Consider the following 23,490-nt stretch of genomic DNA (forward strand, 5'->3'; position numbering starts at 1 on the left):
GTTTGAAGAGAAATACTTTTAAAGCTCTATTAAATAGAGAAGCAGCTTTCCGAATTTTAAAATTTGCTTGGCGACCATAGCATTGTGGACCCACCTGATTCCATGCCGAACTCAGAAGTGAAACACAATAGCGCCGATGGTAGTGTGGGGCTTCCCCATGTGAGAGTAGGACATCGCCAGGCACCAAATTTATTTTCACTTTTAAAAAGTGAAGACAAAAAGTTTTCAGAATCGTCTTTAAACGATTCCTGAATTGCTGATATAGCTCAGCCCGGTAGAGCGCACCCTTGGTAAGGGTGAGGTCCCCAGTTCGAGTCTGGGTATCAGCACCATTATTTAGTTGATTTGATTCATCAAGTTAACAAAAGAATTTGTTTGACGACCATAGCATTGTGGACCCACCTGATTCCATGCCGAACTCAGAAGTGAAACACAATAGCGCCGATGGTAGTGTGGGGTTTCCCCATGTGAGAGTAGGACATCGTCAGGCTTAAATTGCATTATGCTGAATAGACACTGCGGAGTGGTAGTTCAGTTGGTTAGAATACCGGCCTGTCACGCCGGGGGTCGCGGGTTCGAGTCCCGTCCACTCCGCCATTTATTTAGAAGCCTCGCTAGAAATAGCGGGGCTTTTTTACATCTAAATTATAGTGCTTCGCCCTTCCATCTAATGACTTCCACATAAGGCTTCCCGTACCCCATAACTCTTAGCCAACGCGTCCCCATTATTCCGTCATTTATCAGAAATCCCAATCCTACGACTAGAATCACATCATTTCTGATTCCAATTGTGGTTGACACAAGAAAGGCTTCAAACGCATGCAGCTCTTTAAGCTTACTGATCAAATACTCTAGCCATACGACGTTGTAAGTTAGGTTAATGAGACTGTTCTGACTCATTAACCTATTCAATACCTGAAACCATACAAGCATTACAACTCACCCCGCTTGCTCAGTGCTTGGAGCCTTCCTCAAGTATTAGTTAATAGATCTTCGTCTAGGAAACCTGACTTCTGGCCTATCAGTGAATCTAGAGGATAGCCTAATGTGTAATTAGGACTCCATCATGGAGAGGATTTTGCTAAGAACGCTAGAGTCCTTAATGAGTCGACTTAATAGCTCTTGTTATGCATTGAGCTTAAACCACTCTCGATGGCATTAAGCACTTTGTTCGAAGCATTTCAAAGGGTGAAAGCGGACTAGATTCAGTTTGAAGGTGAGAGTCGCTAGGCTGAGCTCCCCAAGTGATGCCGGAAGGATATATAAGCTAAGAAATAGAGTATCCCTCGATCCGTGCAGTGATGTTTATCACCCAACTGATTGAGATTTTCTGGTTCTAGGCACTGGTATCTTAGGATGTTTACCGGTCTCTCTTCGATTCTGATGTGCTTGTCGACTCGATATGAATTAGTTGTTTTGACAGCTTTTACTCTGAACATATTGATTTCTTGCTAGTTAGTTCAAGCTATGTTTAGGTTATTACGACTAATATTAAGCTAAGAAGTGTCATTTCTGTTGCTTGGTAAGAATAGAAAATTCCCCAAATCATCGGCGGATAATTTTGTGATTATTTTAAAAAATAGATAAAGCCTTAAAACCTAATGGGTCGAACTATGAAATTAAGCTTTAACTTTGAAGATGCCAGTCAGATCTTTGTTGGATCTTTTGCTTTGGCCGTGCCGATTTCTTTTTCTGAGGAAGCCTGGAAGTTAGGGGAGACTTTGCCTACAGCTAACTTGCTGTTGTTGTTTCTATTGTCTGCTGTATTCCTGGGCTTTTACACGTATGAGAGTGTATTTCAGAAAGATATTGTCGCTCGGTTGCCAGTGTTTATTTTCAGAATTGTTATTGCTTATGTGATGACTGCATTGGTTGTTGCTTTGGTGCTGACTTGTTTGGATAAGCTTCCTTTATTAAGCGATCCAATTGTATCTATCAAAAGGGTAATTGTTATTTCTATGCCAGCGTCTATGGGAGCGATTGTAGTGGATAGTTTCGATAAAGAGTGAGTTGTATGTCATTTCAATTTAAGCAACCAACAGAGCCTTTCTAGAGCTTATTTGAATTCATTATTTAGCTTTTAATTCCCGCCCCATTACGACTAGAACTTCTCAGCAGAGCACTTCTATAGATAACGAAAGTAGCCCTTCGTGATGACTGGCTTCTTGCAAGAGTGACAAGTTTGTTCTTGTGATAGTTTGAGCGGAATTAAAGAGAAAAGTCTGATTGCTTTAGAAGAGCATTAAAAGTGTTGGTTTTCGAATTAAATGAGGTAGTAAAAGGTGAGTAGACTGGTATGGATGAGTTCGGATCTTTAAATGCAAAAAGGCCGCATCAATGATGCGGCCTTTTCTAATTGGCTCCCCTTGCAAGACTTGAACTTGCGACATACGGATTAACAGTCCGCCGTTCTACCAACTGAACTAAAGGGGAATTGATTGTTTAGTCTCTAATCAAGAGAATGGTGCCGACTACCGGAATCGAACTGGTGACCTACTGATTACAAGTCAGTTGCTCTACCTACTGAGCTAAGTCGGCATCATGAATCAAAAAGCTTATGCTTGATGATTAACTTGGCTCCCCTTGCAAGACTTGAACTTGCGACATACGGATTAACAGTCCGCCGTTCTACCAACTGAACTAAAGGGGAATTATTCTTAAAGCTTTAAAGAAATGGTGCCGACTACCGGAGTCGAACTGGTGACCTACTGATTACAAGTCAGTTGCTCTACCTACTGAGCTAAGTCGGCACATAATATTTCTTTGTGCTTTACTGTTGTTGTCTAGGACACCAACAAATAAATTGTGGTGCCCGGAGGCGGAATCGAACCACCGACACGAGGATTTTCAATCCTCTGCTCTACCGACTGAGCTATCCGGGCGACGAGGTGTATTAAACGTGTTTTCGCGTTCTGGGTCAACATTAAATTGCAAAAAAAGTATCGTTTGATGTTTTTCTATACTTAGTGGATTGTTTTTGTTCGTTTAGGGCTAAAAACCTAGGTCTAGCATGCTCTAAAAAATACTGAAACTACGGTTAACTGGACGGAATAGGCACCGAAACAAAAAAAGCACGTATGAAAACGTGCTTTTATATTTAAGAATTTACACGAGAGTTTAGTGTTTTACTTCAAACCTATTAACCCAAGCTTCTAATTCGTTAGAAAGGGAGGCGAGAGTTTGAGTGCTGTTATGACTTTCTGTCACCACATTACTCAGTTGGTTGCCACTTTCTTCGATCATATTGATACGCTTCGAAATATCGTCACTCACCTGAGTTTGCTCAGCGGCGGCTGTCGCGATTTGATGACTCATCGATGAAATAGACTCTAATGCGATAACAATCTGTTGTAGAGCTTCAGAGGCATTCTGGGACTCTGTTACGGTGCTTTCACTGGTCGTCGCACACACTTCCATAGTTTTTATTGCGTTACGAGAGCCTTCTTGAAGGTTATTGATCATTAGCTGGATTTCTTTCGTGCTTGATTGTGTTCGACCTGCAAGGTTACGAACCTCATCAGCCACAACCGCAAATCCGCGGCCTTGTTCACCAGCGCGCGCAGCTTCAATTGCCGCATTTAGCGCTAGAAGGTTAGTTTGTTCTGCAATATCACCGATGACGTCTAAGACCTTAACGATGTTATGTACATCGCTATCTAGGTTAGCGACGGCTTCACTGGCCGTTCCTAGTTGGCCTGCTAGACCTTGAATGTTATCTACCGTGTTGTGAATTAACTGCTGAGTATGTTGGCTCTGTTTATCAGCTTCGTCAGTATTACGCGCAGTATCACCCGCTGAATCAGCAACATTGTTGGCTGAAGAGGCCATCTCGGTCATTGCTGTTGCGATCATCTCTGTTGATTGCTGTTGTGTCTCTGTTAGCTGAGCAATTGCCCCAGCACGATCTTCTACGCGCTGCAGTTCGCCCCTTAATGCCAGCATTGAAGCGTCAAGGTTTGATACCAACTCAGCCAATGACTTACTCATTTGTTGTACGGCGTGGTAGATACTACCGTCTGTTGCCTGAGTTTCGAAATAGGTTTGAATGCGACCTTGTGCTACTGCTTGTACAGCTTCTCTTACATCTTTAGGCTCGCCGCCAAGAAGTGCCAGCATTCGCTTAATAGATACAATTAGGCTTGATAAAATAAGGCCAGCAATCACGACACATAGAAACAATTGCCATTGAGCAGTCGACCAGAAACGCGCATTGACTTCATTGAAGCCGATACCGGTGCCTACAACCCAACCCCAATGCGGAGTCTTCTCTGCAATAGACAGTTTTTCTTCAATCGTTCCGTCTGGAAGCTTTTGTGTCCAGGTGTACTCAATGATCTGGCCAGTACGATTGCCAAGTACTCGTTGAATGAGTTGGCCAACGCTATTTCCATCACCGTCTTTAAAGTCATTAAAGCTGGTTCCGTGTAGTTGTGGATCCAGAGGTGTCGCAACAAACGTCATGTTTTCATCCGCAACATAAACGTATTCATTGTCTTTATAGATGTTGTTACGTAGTAGGCGAGTAGCAAGTTGTTTAGCTTGCTGTTCTTCTAGTGTGCCATCAATCGCCATTTTTTCGACTTCAGTAAGAATGCTGTATGCGCTCTTAAACAGCTCTGTTACGCGAGCTTTGTTGTCCATGTTACTCGCGACTCTTAAGGTCCATAAGCCTGTAGCAGTTAACGCTAGTAGAGCAACCAATATGATGCCCGATAGTAAGTAAGCTTGCGTTTTTAATTTCATATTTTCCTGCGTAGCGATTCAATAATCAGTATTAGATATAATTCATCGAATCTTAATCTAAGTGTTGTAAGGCAGATATTAGAAAGATATCAAAATATGATAGAGATTAAATTTTCGAAGAAAAAAAAGTAACAGATTGATGTGTTGTTTATTTTTAAGTGACGATAAGCGGCTAAAGGTGCTTAATTTCAGAGGTGGTTTAGTTTGTATCGAGAGGGTGTGAATGAATTCAAAGATTGGTATTGTCGAGATAGGAAAGGGGATGTCTTTAACTTTAAGGGGATGATTAAGGCTTGATGTTGGGCTGGCGGCAATACTGAATAGAGTTAGCTTTTGCTCAAACGAAAAAAAGCCAAGTCTTTCGACTTGACTTTCTTGAATGTGGCTCCCCTTGCAAGACTTGAACTTGCGACATACGGATTAACAGTCCGCCGTTCTACCAACTGAACTAAAGGGGAATTACTTGTCTCAACATCAGGTCTATTAAAGACCATTATTTGTTAAGTACCAAATAATGGTGCCTCGAGGCGGAATCGAACCACCGACACGCGGATTTTCAATCCGCTGCTCTACCGACTGAGCTATCGAGGCAAAAGAATGGTGCCGACTACCGGAGTCGAACTGGTGACCTACTGATTACAAGTCAGTTGCTCTACCTACTGAGCTAAGTCGGCACACTAAATTCTTTGCTTTAGAGAGTAAACTCTCTAATTAAAACTTCATATAAAATGAAGTTCTTGAAAATGGCTCCCCTTGCAAGACTTGAACTTGCGACATACGGATTAACAGTCCGCCGTTCTACCAACTGAACTAAAGGGGAATTACTTGTCTCAACATCAGGTCTATAAAGACCATTATTTGTTAAGTACCAAATAATGGTGCCTCGAGGCGGAATCGAACCACCGACACGCGGATTTTCAATCCGCTGCTCTACCGACTGAGCTATCGAGGCAAAAGAATGGTGCCGACTACCGGAGTCGAACTGGTGACCTACTGATTACAAGTCAGTTGCTCTACCTACTGAGCTAAGTCGGCACACTAAATTCTTTATGCTTTTGTTCGTGTTGCTACTCCCTGTTAAAGAGTAATGACACCAACAAATCAAATTGTGGTGCCCGGAGGCGGAATCGAACCACCGACACGAGGATTTTCAATCCTCTGCTCTACCGACTGAGCTATCCGGGCAACGGAGCGCTATTAAACGGATTTTCTGCATAACCGTCAATACCTTTTTTGAAAATAATTAAAAAAAACGTTCGTTAGTTGTTTTTTTATTCAAAAGTGAGGCTTACGTTTTACCTTGGTTAAAATCTTTCTTGAATTTTGTTACTTTTTCTAAGTATCGACGCGACTCTTTGTTTGGGTGTTTCTTTGTCAGTGCCCAGTAAGCTTGACTAGGTTGCAACGAATTTAAGTCACGCATTGCTCGCTTTCGGTCTTTGCTGAAGGTATTTAGTACCCCACCAGTGCCACCGTTGTATGCTGAGATCATGCTGTACTCAAGCGTTGTTGGGTGCTGCACGTCCTTCAAATAACGATTTTTAAGGATGTAAAAGTACGCAGTGCCAGCATCAATGTTGTTTTCTGGATTGAATAAGTACTCAGGACTTGGTTCTCCAGGTTTCTTTTTGACGAGCTTAAACACATCTCGACCTGCGGTTTTTGGGACTACCTGCATAAGACCATAAGCGTTCGCCCAACTCACAGCGTATGGGTTAAAACTACTCTCTGTTTTGATGATCGCGTAAATCAAGTCTTCAGGGATGTCATAACGTTGGGATGCGCGACGAACGATATCCGCGTACTTATAGCTTCGTTTGCTGGCGTGATCGGCCACCATTGGGATTTCGACGTAATACGCTTTTTTAAAGTCGACTTCCTTGGTTTTTAAGTTATTAGCGATCAAGTAATCGGCAAACTTGTTCGCGCGCCATGTCCATTGGATTGGCTTCTTATCTTGATCAACGACTTGGTTATAAAGGAAAGGTTGACCTTCTAACTTGATGCTTTTGGAAGAGAATAGATCGACATTCGCAGGATCATCTGGCGTCAAAAGTGTCGTCATTATTGCATTTTTGAGGTGCTTTTTAGGATCCGTTGAGGATACGGTTTCAACTGTGATCAGGCCTTGGCTAAAGTTTACTTCTGAACGGCTCAAGTAATTATCTATGTATTTCACATAGTTACTCTTGCCCGCCATCTTTACTTCACTGCTGCCCCAACGTTTTTGGATATTGCCAGAAAAGCTATTAATTAAAGAATCTAACGCCCCAGTGTCTTTTTCAAATTGACCGGGTAGCTCCGCTAAATTACTGACAAATCGGTTGGTTGGTTCGTAATTAACATCATAAATGCTTTCGACAAATTCACGACTGCATCCAGTTAACAACATGGCTGTTAGGAAGTAACTTAGCTTTTTCATAGTTCCTCATACAAAAATGACATCGCAGCGTTAACCATGATGTCATTAAAATTTGCTTAAATAAATGTCTTATTCGCTTGGTGGAGTGTAGCCATCAATAACGACATCTTTACCTTCAAAAAGGAAGTTAACCATCTCAGTTTCAAGAAGTTTACGATGTTCAGGATCCATCATGTTTAGCTTCTTCTCATTGATAAGCATGGTTTGCTTACTTTGCCATTGTCCCCAAGCTTCTTTAGAGATGTTGTCAAAGATACGCTTACCTAAGTCACCTGGGTAAAGTTGAAAATCTAGGCCTTCAGCATCTTTTTGAAGGCGAGCACAAAATACAGTGCGGCTCATAGTGGTTCCTCTTATCGCGTTCGTTGATTCAAACGTCGTCGTTCAGTTCAAAGGGTAGGCTCTCAATAAGCTGCTTTACAGGAGCGGCTAGGCCAATTTCTTCCGGTTTTGATAAGTTATACCAGAGACCTTTAGTCCCTTCCATTATCAAATCTGGTTGTTTATCTAATTTTACTAATACAGGTGTGATATCTAAGTGGTAGTGGCTGAAAGTATGTCGAAACGCAATCATGGTCTTGATCGAATCGGTTTCACTATCTTTGATCGAACGAAGATCTAATTGATGTTCGATCTCTGCGTTTTCATTTTGAGGGAAACAGAACAGTCCTCCCCAGATACCAGACTGAGGGCGTTGTTCGAGCCATACTTGATTATCGTGGTACAGAATCACAAACCATGTTTCTTTTATTGGCTTTTCTTTCTTCGGTTTCTTGCCTGGGAAATCGAGCTGTCGATCGAGCTTCTTAGCTTCGCACATGCTTTCAATCGGGCACAACGTACATTTGGGCTTGCTACGAGTACAAACCATCGCACCCATATCCATCATGGCTTGATTGTACTTATCGACATCTTGTTGCGGAGTGTGTGTTTCTGCGTGTTCCCACAACTGGTTCTCGACTTTCTTTTGCCCCGGCCAACCCTCTACAGCGAAGCTTCTCGCCAAGGTACGCTTGACGTTGCCATCAAGAATTGCATGAGGAAGTTTATGCACAGAGGATAGCACTGCAGCGGCAGTAGAGCGTCCAATACCCGGTAGCGCGTTCATTTCTTCGATAGAAAGCGGAAATTCACCACCGTATTGCTCGGCAACAATCTTGGCAGCCTTGTGCAAGTTACGAGCTCGCGCGTAATAGCCAAGCCCCGTCCATAAGTGCAGCACCTCATCTTGTTCGGCGTTCGCTAGGTCAATAACCGTTGGAAAGCGTTCTAAGAAGCGCTGGTAGTATGGAATCACCGTGGCGACTTGAGTCTGCTGAAGCATGATTTCAGATAGCCAAACGGTGTAGGCGGTTTTGTTTTGTTGCCAAGGTAATTCTTTACGCCCAAAGGCGTCATACCACTTTAATATGGCGGTTGCGAAAGGAGTCACGACATGCTCTATGCTTTGCTATTATTAGGAGTGAAATTGCACCACACTTACGGTTGGATGTAAAACAGACAAATTGTGTGGGAATTTATCCACGGAAAGACTTGCACCGGAGGCAATTCTTTGGATAATCCCCGCTTTGATTAATCAATGTGCAGGCAAAAATCAATGAGTGAAGTGACCACTAACGAATATACTGAAGACGGCAAACTGGTTCGTAAGATCCGTAGTTTTGTTCGCCGCGAAGGCCGCTTAACAAAAGGCCAAGAAAACGCGATGAATGAATGTTGGCCAACAATGGGTATCGACTACACCCCAGAACTTCTTAATTGGAAAGAAGTGTTTGGCAACGATAACCCAGTTGTACTAGAAATTGGCTTCGGTATGGGTGCATCACTGGTTGAAATGGCAAAGAATGCGCCTGAGAAAAACTTCTTAGGTATTGAAGTTCACAGCCCAGGTGTTGGTGCGTGTTTAGGTACAGCTCGCGATGCTGGCGTAACTAACCTGCGCGTAATGTGTCACGATGCAGTAGAAGTATTTGAACACATGATCCCAGACAGCAGCCTGCATACATTGCAACTGTTCTTCCCTGACCCATGGCATAAAGCTCGTCATCATAAGCGTCGTATCGTTAAGGCTGAGTTTGCAGAGATGGTTCGCGGTAAGCTGCAACTTGATACTGGTATTTTCCACATGGCAACAGACTGGGAAAACTACGCAGAACATATGATTGAAGTGATGAACGTAGCTCCAGGTTTCGAGAATATCGCTGAAGATGGTGATTACATTCCTCGTCCAGACGAGCGGCCGCTAACTAAGTTTGAAGCGCGTGGCCACCGTTTAGGTCATGGTGTTTGGGACATTAAGTTTAAGCGTACTAAGTAGTTCTGAATCAAATTAAGTGAAGGTGAATCCGACTTAGGATTAAACCCTACACTTTATGGGATTGATTAAAGCCAACATTATTGTAATGTTGGCTTTTTTGTCCTTAGGCTTTTATTGCGATAAAGGTTTAAGGACAGAAAGTAATGTCACACCCCCTACAAAAATAACAATAAAGAAGTAAGCACACATGAAACCAACTCAAGCTATTTTGGCCGAGATTTTAGATGAAGTTCGCCCTTTAATTGGTCAGGGAAAGGTCGCTGATTATATTCCTGCATTGGCTCGCGTATCGAACCAAAAACTGGCGATTGCGGTATACACCAATGAAGGTGAAGTTATTCAAGCTGGCGATGCTGATGAGGCTTTTTCTGTGCAATCAATCTCTAAAGCTTTAAGCCTGACGTTAGCGATGGTGTTGTATAAGCCGGAAGAGATTTGGCAACGAGTAGGGAAGGAGCCTTCAGGACAAGCCTTTAACTCGATGATTCAGCTTGAGATGGAACACGGCATCCCTCGTAACCCGTTTATTAACGCAGGTGCGATTATCGTTGCTGACTTATTACAAAGCCGTCTATCAGCACCAAGACACCGTTTATTAGAATTTGTACGTCAGCTATCAGGTGATACTCATATTGTGTATGACAAGGTTGTGGCGGCTTCTGAAATGATGCACAGCGATCGCAATGCTGCCATCGCTTATTTGATGCGTTCATTTGGTAACTTTGAGAACGATGTTATTCCCGTACTCAACAATTACTTCCATGCTTGTGCACTTAAAATGACCTGTGTCGATCTGGCGAAAACCTTTAGCTACTTGGCGAACAAAGGTGTGTCAGTACAGACCAAGAAAGAGATCATCACTCCAGTTCAAACCAAACAGCTGAATGCTTTGCTTGCGACATGTGGTTTGTACGATGGGGCGGGAGAGTTTGCTTATCGTGTTGGTATGCCCGGAAAATCGGGTGTCGGTGGCGGGATTATTGCGATTGTTCCTGGCGAAATGACGATCGCGGTGTGGTCTCCAGAACTGGACGCGTCGGGTAATTCACTGGCGGGAACTCAGGCTTTAGAATTGCTCTCTGAGCGTATTGGTCGTTCTATTTTCTAAAAGCGCTTTAAGTTGGGGGCTACATTTGCAAGAGATCCCCAACTCACTCGTCCCTCGTTCTTGAGGATGACGGTGTTGTTTTTAACTTTCGACGCACTGGCTCCTAACTTTTGGGAGATAAGACTTGTTTTATGCCCGTCATTCCCGATAGCGACGAAGGAGTGTAATCGGGAATCTATTATTTGTTTGCGCGCAAACTAGAAAGGGTTGACCCTAAAGCCAACCCTTACACAATACTTCTCGAATCTATTCGTCTTCTTCTGCCATGAAGGCTTCCAGCAAATCGTTGAGGAAAAGTTTTCCTTTTTCAGTGATCTGCCAATGGCTGTCGGTTTCATTAAGATAACCGAGCTCTTTGGCCCACTCTATCGTTGGCTGAATCGAATCAAACTCTAACCCAGTCGTATCAATAAAGTCTTGTTTTGGACACGCTTCCATTAGCCTGAAGCGGTTCATGAAGAACTCGAAAGGGCGGTCCTCATTAGGTACTTCAAGTTCATCCGACAGATAGGGCTTCACCAGATTCTGATACGCGGCTAGGTAGCCTCTAGGGTGTTTAACCTTAGTAGTGCGAACAATACGTCCATCTGCAAAGCTCAGCTTGCCATGAGAGCCACAGCCAATACCTAGGTAGTCACCAAAGCGCCAGTAGTTGAGATTATGCTGACACTGATATCCCGGCTTGCTGTAACCTGAAATTTCGTACTGTACATAACCTGCGTCTGCGAGCTTCTTATGGCCTAAGTCGAAGATATCCCAAAGGTCATCATCGTCAGGCAGCTTTGGTGTTTTGTAATAGAACATGGTGTTAGGTTCTATTGTTAGCTGATACCAAGATAAATGCGGAGGATCGAGTTCGATCGCTTTGTCTAAATCAGCCAAGGCCTGATCAATGCTTTGATCGGGTAAGCCGTGCATTAGATCTAGGTTGAAGCTATTTAATCCGATTTTATGCGCTAAGTGAGCAGCATTCACTGCTTCGTCTTGACCGTGAATACGGCCAAGTCTTTCCAGTTTCTCTTGCTCAAAACTTTGCACGCCCACCGAGATTCGACTAACCCCTGCTTTTTGATAACCAGCAAAACGCTCAGCTTCGATAGTTCCCGGGTTGGCTTCCATGGTAATTTCTATTTCAGGTTTGAACGGGATGCGTTGTTCAATGCCTTGCAGCAATCGACCTATTCCTTCTGGAGAAAATAGACTCGGCGTGCCGCCACCAATAAAGATCGAATGCAATGGGCGAGGTGCGCCATTGAGTTGGTATTTTTCGATATCGGTATCGAGATCCTCAAGCAGAGCGTCGATGTACTCTTTTTCTGGAATCTCGGCTTTTAGAGCGTGAGAGTTAAAATCACAATACGGACACTTTTGTACACACCATGGGATGTGGACATAAAGGCTAAGTGCGGGTGGTATAAGCGCTGCATTGTGCATTACAGAGCTTGCTCCTTGAGAGTCTTGAATAATGACGCTAGGGCTTTACCACGGTGTGACAGTTGCTTCTTACGTGACGATTCAAGCTCTGCTGAGGCGCAGTTATCTTCTGGTACAAAGAATACAGGATCGTAGCCAAAGCCATTCTCACCGTGTTCTTCAGTCAGAATACGACCTTCCCATTTACCGTGACACACCAATGGTGTTGGATCGTTTTCGTGACGCATTAGCACCAATACACAGTGAAAACGAGCGGTACGCTTTTCAGTAGCCACACCTTGCATGGCATCTAACAGCTTTTCGATGTTCTGCTGATCAGTCGCCCCTTCACCGGAGTAACGCGCTGAGTAGATACCGGGTGCACCATTAAGGTAATCAACTTCTAAGCCAGAATCGTCAGCAATGGCTGGTAGCCCTGTCTCTTTCGCAGCGTGGCGAGCTTTGATGATGGCATTTTCAATGAAAGTTGTTCCCGTTTCTGCGACTTCTGAAACGTTAAATTCACTTTGCGCGACAACGTCGAAACCAAACTCAGACAGAATATCTGCCATCTCGCGAACTTTGCCTTGGTTGCCTGTTGCTAAAACAATCTTACTCATGGGAATGTGGCTCTAATAAGTTAATGACTAGAAAAGTGAGCGTTGAAGCTACTCTTCTATATAGAATTTTTGTGTAAAACGCAGTGGACCTGTGCCTTTCAAACCAGCGTTAACATCAATATTAAAAGTGATGTTTTCTTCGTGAGTGATAGGGAACTCTGCAAGGTAATAAATCGCATCGCCTTCCTTTATTTCACGGAAGTTAAGCGTGCGAGTGTTACCTACTAGGTTTCGTGCTGTTCCCGTAATTTTAGCCGTTGTTGCAGGCTTGCCTAGGGAAGCGTTGTCTAGAACGCTGATGTTTAGAATCGCTGAGTATCCGTTTCGTTTCAGCTTATATTGCTTAGCGACCTGCGCAGTTAAAAACGTGGAATTGAAAGCCGAGTAATGAACCTCGACATCCTTGATACTTTTAAACTGTCCTGCCGAGCTTGGTAGGGCAATTAGAGCGGTGAGTAGTGCTGTTATCCATAGACGCATAATGACTCCAATAAATAGCAAAAAGCCATCATAGGATGGCTTTGACTTCAGTTGGGATCTGACTTGGTGAGCATATTCGAACTTGCTTATGCCGACCGAGCTCTCCCTTTTCTATCTTAATTTGCCCTTTCGCGACCTTAAATTGTTTCGCAAGGTATTTCGCTAAGTGAGCATTTGCTTTGCCATCAACCGGTGGTGCAGTAATGGCAATTTTCAGTTCCTCTCCGTGCAAGCCGACAATCTTGTCTCGGCTTGCTTTGGGTTGGATATAGAGCCGAAGAAGAATATCGTCTTCTTCGGCCCAAACTGCTTTTGGCATCGTCAAAGTACCTGAGGTTCGTACTTGAATTATAGCTGATACCAAATAGGACCGATCATGTCGCCCATTAGGAAGTTCGCAAATTGAAGAACAATGAACAGAACCAGCACACTTAGGTCGAAGCCACCCATATCAGGAAGGATACGGCGAACTGGCGTTAGCATTGGTTCTGTTAACTGATGGAATACGTATTCGATTGGGCTACGGCCTTGGCTAACCCAACTCAGGATTGCACGGATCAGTAGAACCCAGAAAATTAACCCACCAGCCGCTTTGAGCAGAGATAGTGCGCCAAAGATCAGGAAGCTGATATCAAATACAGCCGCACCGCCAGAGATAATCAAGTTTAGAGCGACGAACTTAAGTACACACAGCACATAAGCGAAGACAACCGTCGCAAGGTCAAGGCTTCCTATTGATGGAATCACTCGGCGTAGCGGGGCAACAACCGGTTGTGTCGCTTTTACGATAAATTGTGAGAATGGGTTGTAGAAATCTGCACGTGATGCTTGTAGCCAGATACGCAAGATCACAACCATGATGTAAAGATCAAAAACGGTCGAGATCAGAAAGCTCATCGAATTCATATTGTTTCCTTTTTCGGATTTACTTGCCGCTAGGTATCACCCGAACGGCACAATGCTTTTGTACTGTAACGAGTATTAAAACAGTTTTTCCATCTCTTCAGCTCGAGCAACCGCCGCTTGCATGGCTTTCGCTACGATGTCTGATAGTTGATGGTCGTTAAACGTGCGCAATGCTTCTGCGGTCGTTCCGCCTTTTGAAGTCACTTGCTCACGCAGTGTTGATAATTCAGTATTTGGATTCGCTACCACCATCTCTGCCGCGCCTAATGCAGATTGCTGCACTAATTTACGAGCGGTTTCTTGGTCAAAACCTTGGTTAATTGCTTCAGCTTGCATCGCTTCCATAAACAGGAAGAAGTAAGCCGGAGCACTCCCCGCCGCTGCAATGATGTTGTTGATACCAGACTCTTGTTCAACCCAGCTTACCTCACCTACGGCTTGCATTAGCTGAGAAGCGAACTCTTTATCGCCCTGACTAACCGTTGAGTCAGCATAAAGGCCGCTCATCCCTTTACCAAGTAGTGATGGCGTGTTTGGCATCACACGCACAAGGTTCAGCTGGCAGTTTAACATCTCATTGAGTCGATTCGCATTAATACCCGCGGCAATTGAGATAACCAGTTTGTTGCTGAAGTCGATACCTTGTAAGGGTTTACATACATCAACCATCATTTGTGGCTTCACGGATAACACAACAACGTCTGCTTGTTCTGCTGCGGCAATATTATCGCTGGTGGTATTGATGCCGTACTCTTGCTCTAACGGCAGCCTTCTGGTGTCTGAAGGCGCTGTTGCAGTAATCTTTTGCGCTGGGTAACCACTCGCCACTAAGCCCGCTACAATCGAGCGAACCATATTTCCCGCCCCAATAAAGGCGATGTTCTTATGTTCCATATATAAAATCCTGAGCGTGTCGCTGCGCGGTTAAAGCGAAGCGGTATCAATACTGTATTTTTCGTTGCCACTTGTTGTAGCTATTTCTTGTTACGTGCTGTGCTATTTCGCGTAATCACGAGCACCGAAGATAGCCGTTCCAATGCGAACCATAGTGCTACCAGCCTCAACTGCTGCATCCATATCACCACTCATACCCATCGAGAGGGTATCGATGTTTGGGTACTTCGCGGCTAGCTTGCCTTTAAGATCCGCCAGCTGAGAAAATGCATTAAGCTGAGATTGATAGTCAGATACGTTTGCAGGAATCGACATCAATCCTCTTAAAGTGAGGTTAGGGAGCGATGAAATCAACTCCGCTAGTGCAAAAACTGTTTCTTCTGACGTTCCAGACTTGGATTCTTCACCACTGGTGTTTACCTGAATCAAAACTTGCAAAGGTGGAAGTTCGCTTGGTCGTTGGTCATTAAGTCTTTGTGCGATCTTGTCGCGTTCAACGGAATGTACCCATTGGAAGCTTTCTGCGATTGGGCGGGTTTTATTGGATTGAATTGGGCCAATAAAATGCCACTCTAAATTTAGGTTAGAATGTTGTTCTGAAAAGTGTTTTACTTTATCAACACCTTCTTGAACATAGTTTTCACCAAAGGCAACTTGGCCTCCGAGTGCGGCTTCTAGAATCGCATCAATAGGTTTAGTTTTGCTGACGGCTAAAAGTTGCACGGACTCTGGAGCTCGTCCGCACTTTTGCTCAGCACTACGTATCTGTGAGGTGATTTGTTCGATATTTTGTTGAATACTACTCATAGCTGACTTTACTTAAGGGAAAATAAATGGATATCACTGAGTTACTAGATTTTAGTGTAAAGCATAACGCGTCAGATCTACATCTTTCTGCGGGTGTATCTCCAATGGTACGTATAGATGGTGAAGTAAGGAAGCTTGGAATACCAGCTTTGAGTCATGCTGATGTGCATCGTTTGGTTTTTGAGATCATGAGTGATTCACAACGCGGTGAATTTGAAGAAAAACTGGAAGTCGACTTCTCTTTTGAATTACCCAACGTTGGTCGTTTCCGTGTTAATGCTTTTAACCAATCTCGTGGCTGCTCTGCTGTGTTCCGTACCATTCCAGTAGAGATTCCCACCCTTGAACAGCTAGGGGCTCCTGAGATCTTTGAAAGAATATCTAATTACGAAAAAGGGCTAGTATTGGTCACTGGGCCGACGGGTTCAGGTAAGTCGACAACTTTGGCAGCGATGGTGGATTACGTTAACCGTAACCATAATAAGCATATATTGACGATTGAAGACCCGATCGAATTTGTTCATACCAACAACAAATGCCTAATCAACCAACGAGAAGTGCATCGCGATACTCACAGCTTCAAAGCGGCATTGCGCAGTGCGTTGCGTGAAGATCCAGACGTAATCCTTGTCGGCGAACTTCGTGACCAAGAGACGATCAGCTTAGCGCTAACCGCAGCAGAAACGGGTCACTTAGTTTTTGGTACCTTGCATACTAGCTCTGCGGCAAAAACCATAGATCGTATTATCGATGTATTCCCGGGTAGCGACAAAGACATGGTGCGTTCAATGTTGTCTGAATCGTTACGTTCGGTGATTGCCCAGAAGCTGTTAAAGCGTGTTGGTGGCGGTCGTGTGGCTTGTCATGAAATCATGATGGCGACACCTGCGATTAGAAACTTGATCCGTGAAGACAAGGTCGCGCAGATGTATTCGATCATTCAAACGGGGGCGGCACATGGTATGCAGACCATGGAGCAAAATGCGAAGCAGCTGATGGCTCAAGGCTTGGTTGATTCAGAAGAGGTCGAGAAAAAGATCGAAATTGAAACCTCAATGTTTTAATCAAGGTGAACAAAATGGAACTGAATCAAATTCTTGAGGGGATGCTATCTCAAAAAGCGTCGGATCTTTACATCACGGTCGATGCGCCAATTCTGTTTCGTGTCGATGGTGAACTGCGACCTCAAGGCGAGAAATTGAATTCGGCTCAGGTTGCTCAGTTACTTGATGCGATGATGGATCAAGACCGACGCGATGAATATCAGCAAACGCGTGAGGCTAATTTTGCCATCGTGCGTGATTTTGGTCGTTTTCGTGTGAGTGCGTTTTTTCAGCGAGAGCTACCAGGAGCGGTCATTCGACGTATCGAAACTAACATCCCAACCTTTGAGCAATTAAAGCTTCCTGATGTACTGCAAGACCTGTCAATCGCAAAGCGTGGATTGGTGCTGGTGGTTGGTGCTACGGGCTCTGGTAAATCAACCTCAATGGCTGCGATGACGGGCTATCGTAATACCAATCGTTCAGGGCATATTTTGACGGTTGAAGATCCAATTGAATTCGTTCACGAACATAAAAAATGTATCGTAACTCAACGTGAGGTTGGGCTAGACACCGAGAGCTATGAAGTTGCGCTTAAGAACTCTTTACGCCAAGCACCGGATATGATCTTGATTGGCGAAATCCGTAGCCGTGAAACCATGGAATACGCGATGACCTTTGCTGAAACGGGCCACTTGTGTATGGCAACACTGCACGCGAATAATGCCAACCAAGCGTTAGAACGTATTCTTCACTTGGTGCCGAAAGAACAGAAAGAGCAGTTCTTGTTTGATCTGTCGATGAACCTGCGTGGTGTGGTCGCTCAGCAATTAATCCGAGATAAGAATGGCAGCGGTCGCCATGGCGTGTTTGAGATTCTACTTAACAGCCCGCGAGTGTCTGATTTGATTCGTCGTGGTGAGTTGCATGAACTAAAAGCGACTATGGCTAAATCGAAAGAGATTGGTATGCAGACCTTTGACCAAGCGTTGTATGACTTGGTGCTTGCAGGCAAGATCAGTGAAGAAGACGCATTCCACAGTGCCGATTCCGCGAATGACTTACGCTTAATGCTAAAAACCAGACGTGGTGATGATGACTACGGAACCGGTGCTTTGGCTGGCGTGAAGATTGATATGGGTTAGATTGATGCTGAATGCTAAAAAAACCGCTGTGAAGGCGGTTTTTTTTGGTCTGGATATATTAGTGGTTGCCGTAACTATTGTTGTTACCAGAATATCCTCGTTCCTTCTCTAATTTGATTTTTGTCGGATATTGTTCACCGGTATAACCTGCTGAGCCTCCGCTCATAGAGCTACATGCTGTGATTGCTAGAGAAGCGAAGATGACTAGAAAAATTTTCATATGAACTCCCACGTCCTTATTATGAATTGCACTGACACTACGGCGTGAAATTCGTGTGGGATCATAAATTAGCTCAAATGTTAATCACTTAGTTTTAACTAAGAATATTGTGCTTCAAACCAACTTTCTAGAATCACAACTGCGGATTGGTTATCGACATTACCTTTGCTTAGTGCTTTATAGCCGCCCATTTCAAAAAGGTCGGCCCTTGCTTCTGTCGTAGAAAGTCTTTCATCATGCAGTTCAACATCGACACCAAAGCGCCCTTTTAGGCGATTGGCAAACTTCTTCGCCCTTGGTGTAATCGCGGCTAGATCTTTACCATGAAGGTCGGTAGGAAGACCAACCACGATAAGATTCGGCTGCCACTCCTTGATTTGCTTTTCGATGTCATCCCAGTTCGGGATGCCATCTTTCGCCTTAAAGGCTTTTAAAGGGCTAGCTGTACCTGTGATCTCTTGTCCTATCGCACTGCCGATACTTTTTGTACCGTAGTCAAATGCCATAATTGTTCGTGACATGGGGTTTCCAAATTAATCTGTGTTTGAGAGTTTATATACTGAGTCTGAGTCTGAGTCTGAGTCTGAGTTAGGCGTGACCAGCGTCTGCTGAAAGCTGAGCCGCATTAATGCCTAACATCTGCACGGCGACTTTCCAGCGGTCAGAAATCGGTGTATCGAAGATGACCTTTGGATCAGCTTCTACAGTTAACCATGAGTTCTCGGTCAGTTCGGTTTCCAGTTGCCCGGGTTCCCACCCTGCATAACCAAGTGCGACTAGATAATTCATCGGTTCATCTTCTGTACCTAACACCATCAAGATATCTTTTGAGGTTGTCACCGAGATTTGATCCGTCATGCTGATACTGGATTGATAGCTACCTTTAGGTTTGTGCAAAATAAACCCACGGTCTTCTGCGACCGGCCCACCATTCAATACAGGCTTATCAAGACTTGCTTGGTTGGATTTTGGCTGGTCAGAATCAACCTCAACTTGCTTAAGCATGCTACCGACAGTGACATCGATAGGGGCGTTGATCATCAAACCCATTGCGCCTTCGTCATTGTGCTCACAAAGGTAAATCACCGAATTTTGAAAGTATGGGTCTTTCATTCCGGGCATAGCAACCAGAAAGTGGTTCGTTAAATTCATAGAGCCTCCTGCCAGTGTGTTCCCAGTAAAGGAAAAAGAGCGGCGTAAAGCCGCTCATTGTTCTTTGCCTAGATATTTCTGTGTTTTCGAATAGCTAAGGCTTTCTTTAGTTTAGGCTATTTAGCGTTAACGCGACGCTCAATTGCATCCATTAATTTACCTGTAACTGAAATATCAAAAGCGGCTTCAATTTCACGGATACAAGTAGGGCTAGTCACGTTAATTTCAGTCAGCTTGTCACCGATAACATCAAGCCCAACAAAGATTAAGCCTTTCTCTTTCAGTGCAGGAGCAACTGCTCTTGCGATAGCCCAGTCTGTTTCACTTAGAGGACGAGCTTCACCTGTACCGCCAGCAGCAAGGTTACCTCGAGTTTCCCCTTTTGCAGGAATACGCGCTAGACAGTAAGGCATTGGCTCACCGTCAACCACAAGAATACGCTTATCACCATTGCTGATGTCTGGAACAAAAGTTTGTGCCATTGCGTAGTTCTGACCGTGGTTGGTCAAGGTTTCAATAATAACTGATACGTTTGGATCGCCTTCTTTCACACGGAAGATAGACGCGCCGCCCATGCCATCAAGTGGTTTTAGAATCACGTCACCGTGTTCTTCTCGGAACGCTTTAATTTTTTCAGCTTTACGAGTCACGATGGTGGTCGGTGTCAGTTCAGGGAACCATGCCGTGAACAACTTCTCGTTACAGTCACGTAGGCTTTGTGGTTTGTTGACGATCAGTGCGCCGTTCTCTTCAGCACGCTCAAGAATGTAAGTTGCGTAGATGTACTCAGTATCAAACGGAGGATCTTTACGCATCAGTACCGCATCTAAATCGGATAGCGCGATAGTCTGTTCTGATTTGAATTTGTACCAACCGTTTGGATCTTCTTTTAGTTCAACAACCTTAGTGTCAGCAATGGCTACGCCTTGATCTAAATGTAGATCATCCATTTCCATGTAATGGATTTCGTAACCACGACGCTGAGCTTCAAGCATCATGGCAAAGCTAGAGTCTTTTTTGATGTTAATGGATGAAATTGGATCCATTACGATGCCAAGTTTGATCATTTTTTTCTCCTAGCCTAGATCGCCAAAACGGACTTGTAAGGCAGTAATTGCGGTTAGAGCTGCTGTCTCGGTACGAAGTACACGTGGGCCGAGTAGCGTCTCTTCAAATTTGTATTGTTCTGTCATGCCGATTTCTTCAGCTGACAGTCCGCCTTCGGGACCGATCAATAGGCGCACCTTACTAATGGGTTCTGGAAGGGTATTGATTGAGTATTTTGCACGAGGATGCAGGTTTAGTTTTAATGCTTCGCTCGGTTCGCTGCACCACTCTTCAAGTTGCATTATTGGGCGAATAACTGGAACCGTATTACGGCCAGATTGTTCACATGCTGCGATAGCAATCTTTTGCCACTGCGCGAGCTTTTTCTCGAAGCGTTTAGTATCAAGCTTAACGCCACAGCGCTCTGAAATCAGCGGGGTAATGGTGTTCACACCAAGCTCAACCGATTTCTGTATCGTGAATTCCATTTTGTCGCCACGTGAAATCACTTGGCCTAAATGTAAGTCTAACGGAGATTCGCTGCTGCGCTCGATACGTTCAGTAACATTAACTGTGACGTTCTTTTTTGATACTTCAGCAATTGTCGCAGGGAATTCAGCGCCACTGCCATCAAATAGAAGAACATCTTGACCTTCTTTCATACGAAGGACTCGACCAACATGACCCGCGGCATCTTCGCCTAAAGCGAGTGAACCTAACTGATGAATGCGTTCTGGGTGATGGATACGAGGGATTCTCATGCTGGTAAACCTATAAATAGTGTCATTTGGGTATTTTGTCTCTGCCTAACATGGATGCTAAGTAAAGAAAAAACAAGTAGCGAACAAAAATAGGCGAGAGATCTTATCCTTATGATTTAGAGTTTGAAATTTATAAAGCCAATAAATACAATTCAACCGATTGAATATAAATATAATTAATAAAGGCTTTATCTATGTTTTGTATGAAAAGACGTTCTATTTTAACGTGTACAGTCAGTAGCTTACTTTTGGCGGGTTGTGGTGGTGGATCGGATTCATCTTCCGATGTTCCTGCTAGTATCGTGTCACCTAATGTGAACGGAACGCCAAGTTTAGCGTCTGTTTCGACTTACCAAACTTCGAGTATGTCGAAGGATATTGAAGAGTGTTCAAAAGCATTTTTAGTGAATAGCTCTTGTGATTTATCGGTAATAAAGCCTCTTGGGGTTAACCAAGTAAATGTGACAATTGAGCAGATTCAAGAAAGGTTAGTAGTGTCCCATCAGTGGATGGCCGACAGTTTTATCGAAGCATTAAAAGAAATTAATGACCAAGATTTACTGAATCTTTTCAAGCCATTAAACAGCATTGTGATCAGTTATGATATCCGCCCATCATTTTACACAACGTCTACAGCATCTATGTATATAGACCCTAAGTATGTATGGCGCAATAAAAGCGAGTGGGATTCCATTCATAAGCAGGAAGATTATCGAAACGGTTTTCAAACAGAGTTTAAATTCGATAAAGCTCAGCGCTATGTTCATGAAGCAACAAATGACTATATCTCTTATTCAAATACCTATACCCCATTAAGGAATGAATCGAGAGAAGCGAATCATATTGCTCCTGGTTTATTTAGGCTCCTTTCTCATGAACTTGCACACGCGAATGATTTCTTGCAAGAGCACGACCTGACTCAAATCCCTTCTTATGGGTATATCACTAACTATATTCATCCGTTAAAAAAATTAAATCACGAGCTTATTGAAAGGGATCCTTTAACTTCAAACCTGCTTAATAAAGCGGCTCAAATTGCCTTTCAAGGTGAATCAATGACAAACGAAATTAGACGACTTACAGGAGAGGTTGCCGGGGATGCATTTGAAGCCGATAAAGCAGCTGCATTCTACTCTTACTCAAGTCCTGCTGAAGATGTGGCTATGCTCTTTGAAGCTTACATGATGTACAAAAAGTACCGCGCTTTGTCTGATGTCGCTTTTCTTAGTATTCCACAAATAGAAGATTATTCATGTAACGACTGGAAAGTGCAGTGGGGTCAACGTTCTCGTTTATCTGATAACGATGTTCAAGATCGAGCCGTGTTTGTTGCTAGTGGTATATTGGGTAAGTCAGAGTTGACGATTAGAGCTGAATTGTCTTCTCTTCCTGCCGCTCCTGAAGTGTTAAGTGTTGGGCAAGGTTGGTGTTCAAGTCAGAAATTTATGGATGTAAACCCGGAGGCGCGCTCCGTTATTTCGGCGGCTTCAATGACAGGTTTTAGTGAAAATACTCGTTATCTAGAAGACTTAGAAAACTAAACTTAATAATAGAGCAATAAAAGTGATTGTGGCCCTGTGTAACAAGGGCCTTTTTATCTTGCTGGCTATTATTTACAGCTTTCAAATACAAATGGGTTGTGATTCCCCTGGATGGTATGGATTCGCTCATCACGGGTACATTCCCACTTATCGACAGGGAATTGCTTGTTCCACGCCATCATCAGGTTAGTTTGCTGCTTAGAGAGTTTGAAACCATACTCTTGGCTCATGTAAAGATAAGTACGCGCGATAGAACCTTTTGCTCTGTCTGGTGGCATAACTTTACGCTGTTTGAAGTTGACCTGCATTTCACACTGACCGTAACTCACACCATCCATTCCATTCCATTGACTGAAATTGTAATTGGAGCGATCACCGTTAACCTCGCCAATTGCCGGAGTCAGGTTATGAAGGTCGGCTTCCATCGATTTAAATACTCTGTCATTGCGAGTGCAGTTCTTACGTCCGCCATCTTGCCAGCACTGACGCTGGTGGCCAAATTGCCAAGCTGGTACCACGTGTTCCCACTCAATACGGGAAGCGCGTTTTTGCTGTTTTCTCACTTGATAACCACAGCCGTCGAGGTCGGGGATACCTTTCTTTTTGTCTTTCCAAGTGATGTCACAACCACAATAAAATGAAGTCGGGTGATCGAGATAAATCTTCACTGCTTCTTTTTTTGCTTTAGAGAATGAGCTTGGTGGAGCGGCGAAAACGCTTTGGGTTACTAGTAGGCCAAATACTATTGATAGGTAGAAAGACACCGATAGGCCAAATGCTTTTTGAGTGGTTTTTTGCATGGAAAAAGACTGATGAAAGTATGATAAACAACAGTCTAGCACTCAAATGTTAGTTCTCTCTATTACATTTA

23 protein-coding genes, 14 tRNA genes and 2 rRNA genes are annotated in these 23,490 nt (G+C 43.9%); 10 read left to right on the plus strand and 29 right to left on the minus strand.

Annotation, left to right across the window (positions count from 1 at the left end; genetic code table 11):
- Positions 1 to 66 precede the first annotated feature (66 nt).
- The 5 genes from rrf (L3V36_RS08930) (at position 67) to L3V36_RS08950 (ending at position 2,009) form a co-directional block, all read left to right on the plus strand.
- A 5S ribosomal RNA gene (rrf, locus tag L3V36_RS08930) occupies positions 67 to 182 on the plus strand.
- Between the two features lie 73 nt (positions 183 to 255).
- A tRNA-Thr gene (locus tag L3V36_RS08935) sits at positions 256 to 332 on the plus strand.
- Positions 333 to 374: 42 nt separating this feature from the next.
- Positions 375 to 490: ribosomal RNA gene (rrf, locus tag L3V36_RS08940) — 5S ribosomal RNA — on the plus strand.
- 30 nt (positions 491 to 520) lie between these two features.
- Positions 521 to 597 (plus strand) — tRNA-Asp (locus tag L3V36_RS08945).
- A gap of 1,016 nt (positions 598 to 1,613) precedes the next feature.
- A complete protein-coding gene (locus tag L3V36_RS08950) occupies positions 1,614 to 2,009 on the plus strand; it encodes a DUF2391 family protein (protein ID WP_017079303.1) in 396 nt (131 codons plus the stop codon).
- A gap of 348 nt (positions 2,010 to 2,357) precedes the next feature.
- Here the strand turns inward: L3V36_RS08950 and L3V36_RS08955 are convergent.
- The 16 genes from L3V36_RS08955 to mutY all read right to left on the minus strand — a co-directional run bounded on the left by L3V36_RS08955 (position 2,358) and on the right by mutY (position 8,597).
- Positions 2,358 to 2,433 (minus strand) — tRNA-Asn (locus L3V36_RS08955).
- A gap of 29 nt (positions 2,434 to 2,462) precedes the next feature.
- Positions 2,463 to 2,538, minus strand: a tRNA-Thr gene (locus L3V36_RS08960).
- Between the two features lie 36 nt (positions 2,539 to 2,574).
- Positions 2,575 to 2,650 (minus strand) — tRNA-Asn (locus L3V36_RS08965).
- Positions 2,651 to 2,674: 24 nt separating this feature from the next.
- Positions 2,675 to 2,750 (minus strand) — tRNA-Thr (locus L3V36_RS08970).
- 56 nt (positions 2,751 to 2,806) lie between these two features.
- Positions 2,807 to 2,882 (minus strand) — tRNA-Phe (locus tag L3V36_RS08975).
- Positions 2,883 to 3,117: 235 nt separating this feature from the next.
- Positions 3,118 to 4,743, minus strand: a complete 1,626-nt coding sequence (locus L3V36_RS08980) for a methyl-accepting chemotaxis protein (RefSeq protein WP_102448341.1) — start codon at positions 4,741 to 4,743, stop codon at positions 3,118 to 3,120.
- Between the two features lie 382 nt (positions 4,744 to 5,125).
- Positions 5,126 to 5,201: transfer RNA gene (locus L3V36_RS08985), tRNA-Asn, on the minus strand.
- Positions 5,202 to 5,258: 57 nt separating this feature from the next.
- Positions 5,259 to 5,334 (minus strand) — tRNA-Phe (locus tag L3V36_RS08990).
- Positions 5,335 to 5,341: 7 nt separating this feature from the next.
- A tRNA-Thr gene (locus tag L3V36_RS08995) sits at positions 5,342 to 5,417 on the minus strand.
- Between the two features lie 70 nt (positions 5,418 to 5,487).
- Positions 5,488 to 5,563, minus strand: a tRNA-Asn gene (locus tag L3V36_RS09000).
- A gap of 56 nt (positions 5,564 to 5,619) precedes the next feature.
- Positions 5,620 to 5,695 (minus strand) — tRNA-Phe (locus L3V36_RS09005).
- Positions 5,696 to 5,702: 7 nt separating this feature from the next.
- Positions 5,703 to 5,778, minus strand: a tRNA-Thr gene (locus tag L3V36_RS09010).
- A 74-nt stretch (positions 5,779 to 5,852) separates the two neighbouring features.
- Positions 5,853 to 5,928: transfer RNA gene (locus L3V36_RS09015), tRNA-Phe, on the minus strand.
- Positions 5,929 to 6,031: 103 nt separating this feature from the next.
- A complete protein-coding gene (gene mltC, locus L3V36_RS09020; protein WP_017084369.1) occupies positions 6,032 to 7,165 on the minus strand; it encodes a membrane-bound lytic murein transglycosylase MltC in 1,134 nt (377 codons plus the stop codon).
- Positions 7,166 to 7,234: 69 nt separating this feature from the next.
- Positions 7,235 to 7,507, minus strand: coding sequence for an oxidative damage protection protein (locus L3V36_RS09025; protein WP_004735465.1), 273 nt, complete (start codon positions 7,505 to 7,507; stop codon positions 7,235 to 7,237).
- A 28-nt stretch (positions 7,508 to 7,535) separates the two neighbouring features.
- Positions 7,536 to 8,597: an A/G-specific adenine glycosylase gene (mutY, locus tag L3V36_RS09030; protein ID WP_017077771.1), complete on the minus strand. Its 1,062-nt coding sequence runs from the start codon at positions 8,595 to 8,597 to the stop codon at positions 7,536 to 7,538.
- Between the two features lie 165 nt (positions 8,598 to 8,762).
- Between mutY and trmB the strand changes: the two genes are divergently transcribed.
- Together trmB and glsB are read left to right on the plus strand one after the other, a co-directional pair.
- Complete coding sequence (gene trmB / locus L3V36_RS09035) at positions 8,763 to 9,482, plus strand: tRNA (guanosine(46)-N7)-methyltransferase TrmB (protein WP_102448359.1); 720 nt, start codon at positions 8,763 to 8,765, stop codon at positions 9,480 to 9,482.
- Positions 9,483 to 9,669: 187 nt separating this feature from the next.
- Positions 9,670 to 10,590, plus strand: a complete 921-nt coding sequence (glsB, locus tag L3V36_RS09040) for a glutaminase B (RefSeq protein ID WP_004735469.1) — start codon at positions 9,670 to 9,672, stop codon at positions 10,588 to 10,590.
- Positions 10,591 to 10,836: 246 nt separating this feature from the next.
- Here the strand turns inward: glsB and hemW are convergent, their stop codons facing one another.
- From hemW to L3V36_RS09075, 7 genes are all read right to left on the minus strand, one after another.
- The gene (hemW, locus tag L3V36_RS09045; protein WP_017095270.1) at positions 10,837 to 12,024 is read right to left on the minus strand and encodes a radical SAM family heme chaperone HemW; all 1,188 of its coding nucleotides are present in this window, start codon (positions 12,022 to 12,024) and stop codon (positions 10,837 to 10,839) included.
- Positions 12,024 to 12,623 carry an XTP/dITP diphosphatase gene (locus L3V36_RS09050; protein ID WP_004735471.1) on the minus strand — a complete coding sequence of 200 codons (600 nt, stop codon included), beginning with the start codon at positions 12,621 to 12,623 and terminating at the stop codon, positions 12,024 to 12,026. Before L3V36_RS09050 ends, hemW begins: the two co-directional genes overlap by 1 nt.
- 48 nt (positions 12,624 to 12,671) lie before the next feature.
- Entirely contained in the window at positions 12,672 to 13,103 is a 432-nt protein-coding gene (locus L3V36_RS09055; RefSeq protein ID WP_004735472.1) for a DUF4426 domain-containing protein, read from the minus strand.
- A gap of 28 nt (positions 13,104 to 13,131) precedes the next feature.
- Complete coding sequence (yggU, locus tag L3V36_RS09060; RefSeq protein ID WP_009847703.1) at positions 13,132 to 13,422, minus strand: DUF167 family protein YggU; 291 nt, start codon at positions 13,420 to 13,422, stop codon at positions 13,132 to 13,134.
- Positions 13,423 to 13,451: 29 nt separating this feature from the next.
- A complete protein-coding gene (locus L3V36_RS09065) occupies positions 13,452 to 14,009 on the minus strand; it encodes a YggT family protein (RefSeq protein WP_065682911.1) in 558 nt (185 codons plus the stop codon).
- Positions 14,010 to 14,084: 75 nt separating this feature from the next.
- On the minus strand, positions 14,085 to 14,903 hold the full coding sequence (gene proC, locus L3V36_RS09070) for a pyrroline-5-carboxylate reductase (RefSeq protein WP_065682910.1): 819 nt from the start codon (positions 14,901 to 14,903) through the stop codon (positions 14,085 to 14,087).
- Positions 14,904 to 15,005: 102 nt separating this feature from the next.
- Positions 15,006 to 15,710: a YggS family pyridoxal phosphate-dependent enzyme gene (locus tag L3V36_RS09075; protein WP_102448360.1), complete on the minus strand. Its 705-nt coding sequence runs from the start codon at positions 15,708 to 15,710 to the stop codon at positions 15,006 to 15,008.
- A 26-nt stretch (positions 15,711 to 15,736) separates the two neighbouring features.
- Between L3V36_RS09075 and L3V36_RS09080 the strand changes: the two genes are divergently transcribed.
- Both L3V36_RS09080 and L3V36_RS09085 read left to right on the plus strand, forming a co-directional pair.
- Positions 15,737 to 16,774, plus strand: coding sequence for a type IV pilus twitching motility protein PilT (locus L3V36_RS09080; protein WP_004735478.1), 1,038 nt, complete (start codon positions 15,737 to 15,739; stop codon positions 16,772 to 16,774).
- Between the two features lie 14 nt (positions 16,775 to 16,788).
- A complete protein-coding gene (locus tag L3V36_RS09085; protein ID WP_102448361.1) occupies positions 16,789 to 17,898 on the plus strand; it encodes a PilT/PilU family type 4a pilus ATPase in 1,110 nt (369 codons plus the stop codon).
- 58 nt (positions 17,899 to 17,956) lie between these two features.
- Here L3V36_RS09085 and L3V36_RS09090 read toward each other — a convergent pair whose 3' ends face one another.
- From L3V36_RS09090 to rsmE, 5 genes are all read right to left on the minus strand, one after another.
- Positions 17,957 to 18,118, minus strand: coding sequence for a hypothetical protein (locus L3V36_RS09090; RefSeq protein WP_017090793.1), 162 nt, complete (start codon positions 18,116 to 18,118; stop codon positions 17,957 to 17,959).
- Positions 18,119 to 18,216: 98 nt separating this feature from the next.
- Complete coding sequence (gene ruvX / locus L3V36_RS09095; protein WP_004735480.1) at positions 18,217 to 18,639, minus strand: Holliday junction resolvase RuvX; 423 nt, start codon at positions 18,637 to 18,639, stop codon at positions 18,217 to 18,219.
- Positions 18,640 to 18,706: 67 nt separating this feature from the next.
- Positions 18,707 to 19,270 carry a YqgE/AlgH family protein gene (locus L3V36_RS09100; RefSeq protein ID WP_004735481.1) on the minus strand — a complete coding sequence of 188 codons (564 nt, stop codon included), beginning with the start codon at positions 19,268 to 19,270 and terminating at the stop codon, positions 18,707 to 18,709.
- A 116-nt stretch (positions 19,271 to 19,386) separates the two neighbouring features.
- Positions 19,387 to 20,337, minus strand: coding sequence for a glutathione synthase (gene gshB / locus L3V36_RS09105; RefSeq protein ID WP_102394124.1), 951 nt, complete (start codon positions 20,335 to 20,337; stop codon positions 19,387 to 19,389).
- Between the two features lie 9 nt (positions 20,338 to 20,346).
- The gene (rsmE, locus tag L3V36_RS09110) at positions 20,347 to 21,078 is read right to left on the minus strand and encodes a 16S rRNA (uracil(1498)-N(3))-methyltransferase (protein ID WP_017077778.1); all 732 of its coding nucleotides are present in this window, start codon (positions 21,076 to 21,078) and stop codon (positions 20,347 to 20,349) included.
- Positions 21,079 to 21,272: 194 nt separating this feature from the next.
- Here rsmE and L3V36_RS09115 point away from each other — a divergent pair, with 194 nt between their 5' ends.
- A complete protein-coding gene (locus L3V36_RS09115) occupies positions 21,273 to 22,619 on the plus strand; it encodes a hypothetical protein (protein WP_017095265.1) in 1,347 nt (448 codons plus the stop codon).
- 68 nt (positions 22,620 to 22,687) lie between these two features.
- On the opposite strand, the gene L3V36_RS09120 is transcribed toward L3V36_RS09115, so the two are convergent.
- Positions 22,688 to 23,419 carry an endonuclease gene (locus L3V36_RS09120; protein ID WP_102448362.1) on the minus strand — a complete coding sequence of 244 codons (732 nt, stop codon included), beginning with the start codon at positions 23,417 to 23,419 and terminating at the stop codon, positions 22,688 to 22,690.
- Positions 23,420 to 23,490 lie beyond the last annotated feature (71 nt).

This window comes from Vibrio sp. G-C-1 (assembly GCF_021728015.1).
GTDB lineage: Bacteria > Pseudomonadota > Gammaproteobacteria > Enterobacterales > Vibrionaceae > Vibrio > Vibrio splendidus.

Coding starts and splice junctions, on each gene's coding strand:
- L3V36_RS08950 (WP_017079303.1), top strand. CDS start 1,614: ATGAAATTAAGCTTTAACTTTGAAGATGCCAGTCAGATCTTTGTTGGA.
- L3V36_RS08980 (WP_102448341.1), bottom strand. CDS start 4,743: ATGAAATTAAAAACGCAAGCTTACTTACTATCGGGCATCATATTGGTT.
- mltC (WP_017084369.1), bottom strand. CDS start 7,165: ATGAAAAAGCTAAGTTACTTCCTAACAGCCATGTTGTTAACTGGATGC.
- L3V36_RS09025 (WP_004735465.1), bottom strand. CDS start 7,507: ATGAGCCGCACTGTATTTTGTGCTCGCCTTCAAAAAGATGCTGAAGGC.
- trmB (WP_102448359.1), top strand. CDS start 8,763: ATGAGTGAAGTGACCACTAACGAATATACTGAAGACGGCAAACTGGTT.
- glsB (WP_004735469.1), top strand. CDS start 9,670: ATGAAACCAACTCAAGCTATTTTGGCCGAGATTTTAGATGAAGTTCGC.
- hemW (WP_017095270.1), bottom strand. CDS start 12,024: ATGCACAATGCAGCGCTTATACCACCCGCACTTAGCCTTTATGTCCAC.
- L3V36_RS09050 (WP_004735471.1), bottom strand. CDS start 12,623: ATGAGTAAGATTGTTTTAGCAACAGGCAACCAAGGCAAAGTTCGCGAG.
- L3V36_RS09055 (WP_004735472.1), bottom strand. CDS start 13,103: ATGCGTCTATGGATAACAGCACTACTCACCGCTCTAATTGCCCTACCA.
- yggU (WP_009847703.1), bottom strand. CDS start 13,422: ATGCCAAAAGCAGTTTGGGCCGAAGAAGACGATATTCTTCTTCGGCTC.
- L3V36_RS09065 (WP_065682911.1), bottom strand. CDS start 14,009: ATGAATTCGATGAGCTTTCTGATCTCGACCGTTTTTGATCTTTACATC.
- proC (WP_065682910.1), bottom strand. CDS start 14,903: ATGGAACATAAGAACATCGCCTTTATTGGGGCGGGAAATATGGTTCGC.
- L3V36_RS09075 (WP_102448360.1), bottom strand. CDS start 15,710: ATGAGTAGTATTCAACAAAATATCGAACAAATCACCTCACAGATACGT.
- L3V36_RS09080 (WP_004735478.1), top strand. CDS start 15,737: ATGGATATCACTGAGTTACTAGATTTTAGTGTAAAGCATAACGCGTCA.
- L3V36_RS09085 (WP_102448361.1), top strand. CDS start 16,789: ATGGAACTGAATCAAATTCTTGAGGGGATGCTATCTCAAAAAGCGTCG.
- L3V36_RS09090 (WP_017090793.1), bottom strand. CDS start 18,118: ATGAAAATTTTTCTAGTCATCTTCGCTTCTCTAGCAATCACAGCATGT.
- ruvX (WP_004735480.1), bottom strand. CDS start 18,639: ATGTCACGAACAATTATGGCATTTGACTACGGTACAAAAAGTATCGGC.
- L3V36_RS09100 (WP_004735481.1), bottom strand. CDS start 19,270: ATGAATTTAACGAACCACTTTCTGGTTGCTATGCCCGGAATGAAAGAC.
- gshB (WP_102394124.1), bottom strand. CDS start 20,337: ATGATCAAACTTGGCATCGTAATGGATCCAATTTCATCCATTAACATC.
- rsmE (WP_017077778.1), bottom strand. CDS start 21,078: ATGAGAATCCCTCGTATCCATCACCCAGAACGCATTCATCAGTTAGGT.
- L3V36_RS09115 (WP_017095265.1), top strand. CDS start 21,273: ATGTTTTGTATGAAAAGACGTTCTATTTTAACGTGTACAGTCAGTAGC.
- L3V36_RS09120 (WP_102448362.1), bottom strand. CDS start 23,419: ATGCAAAAAACCACTCAAAAAGCATTTGGCCTATCGGTGTCTTTCTAC.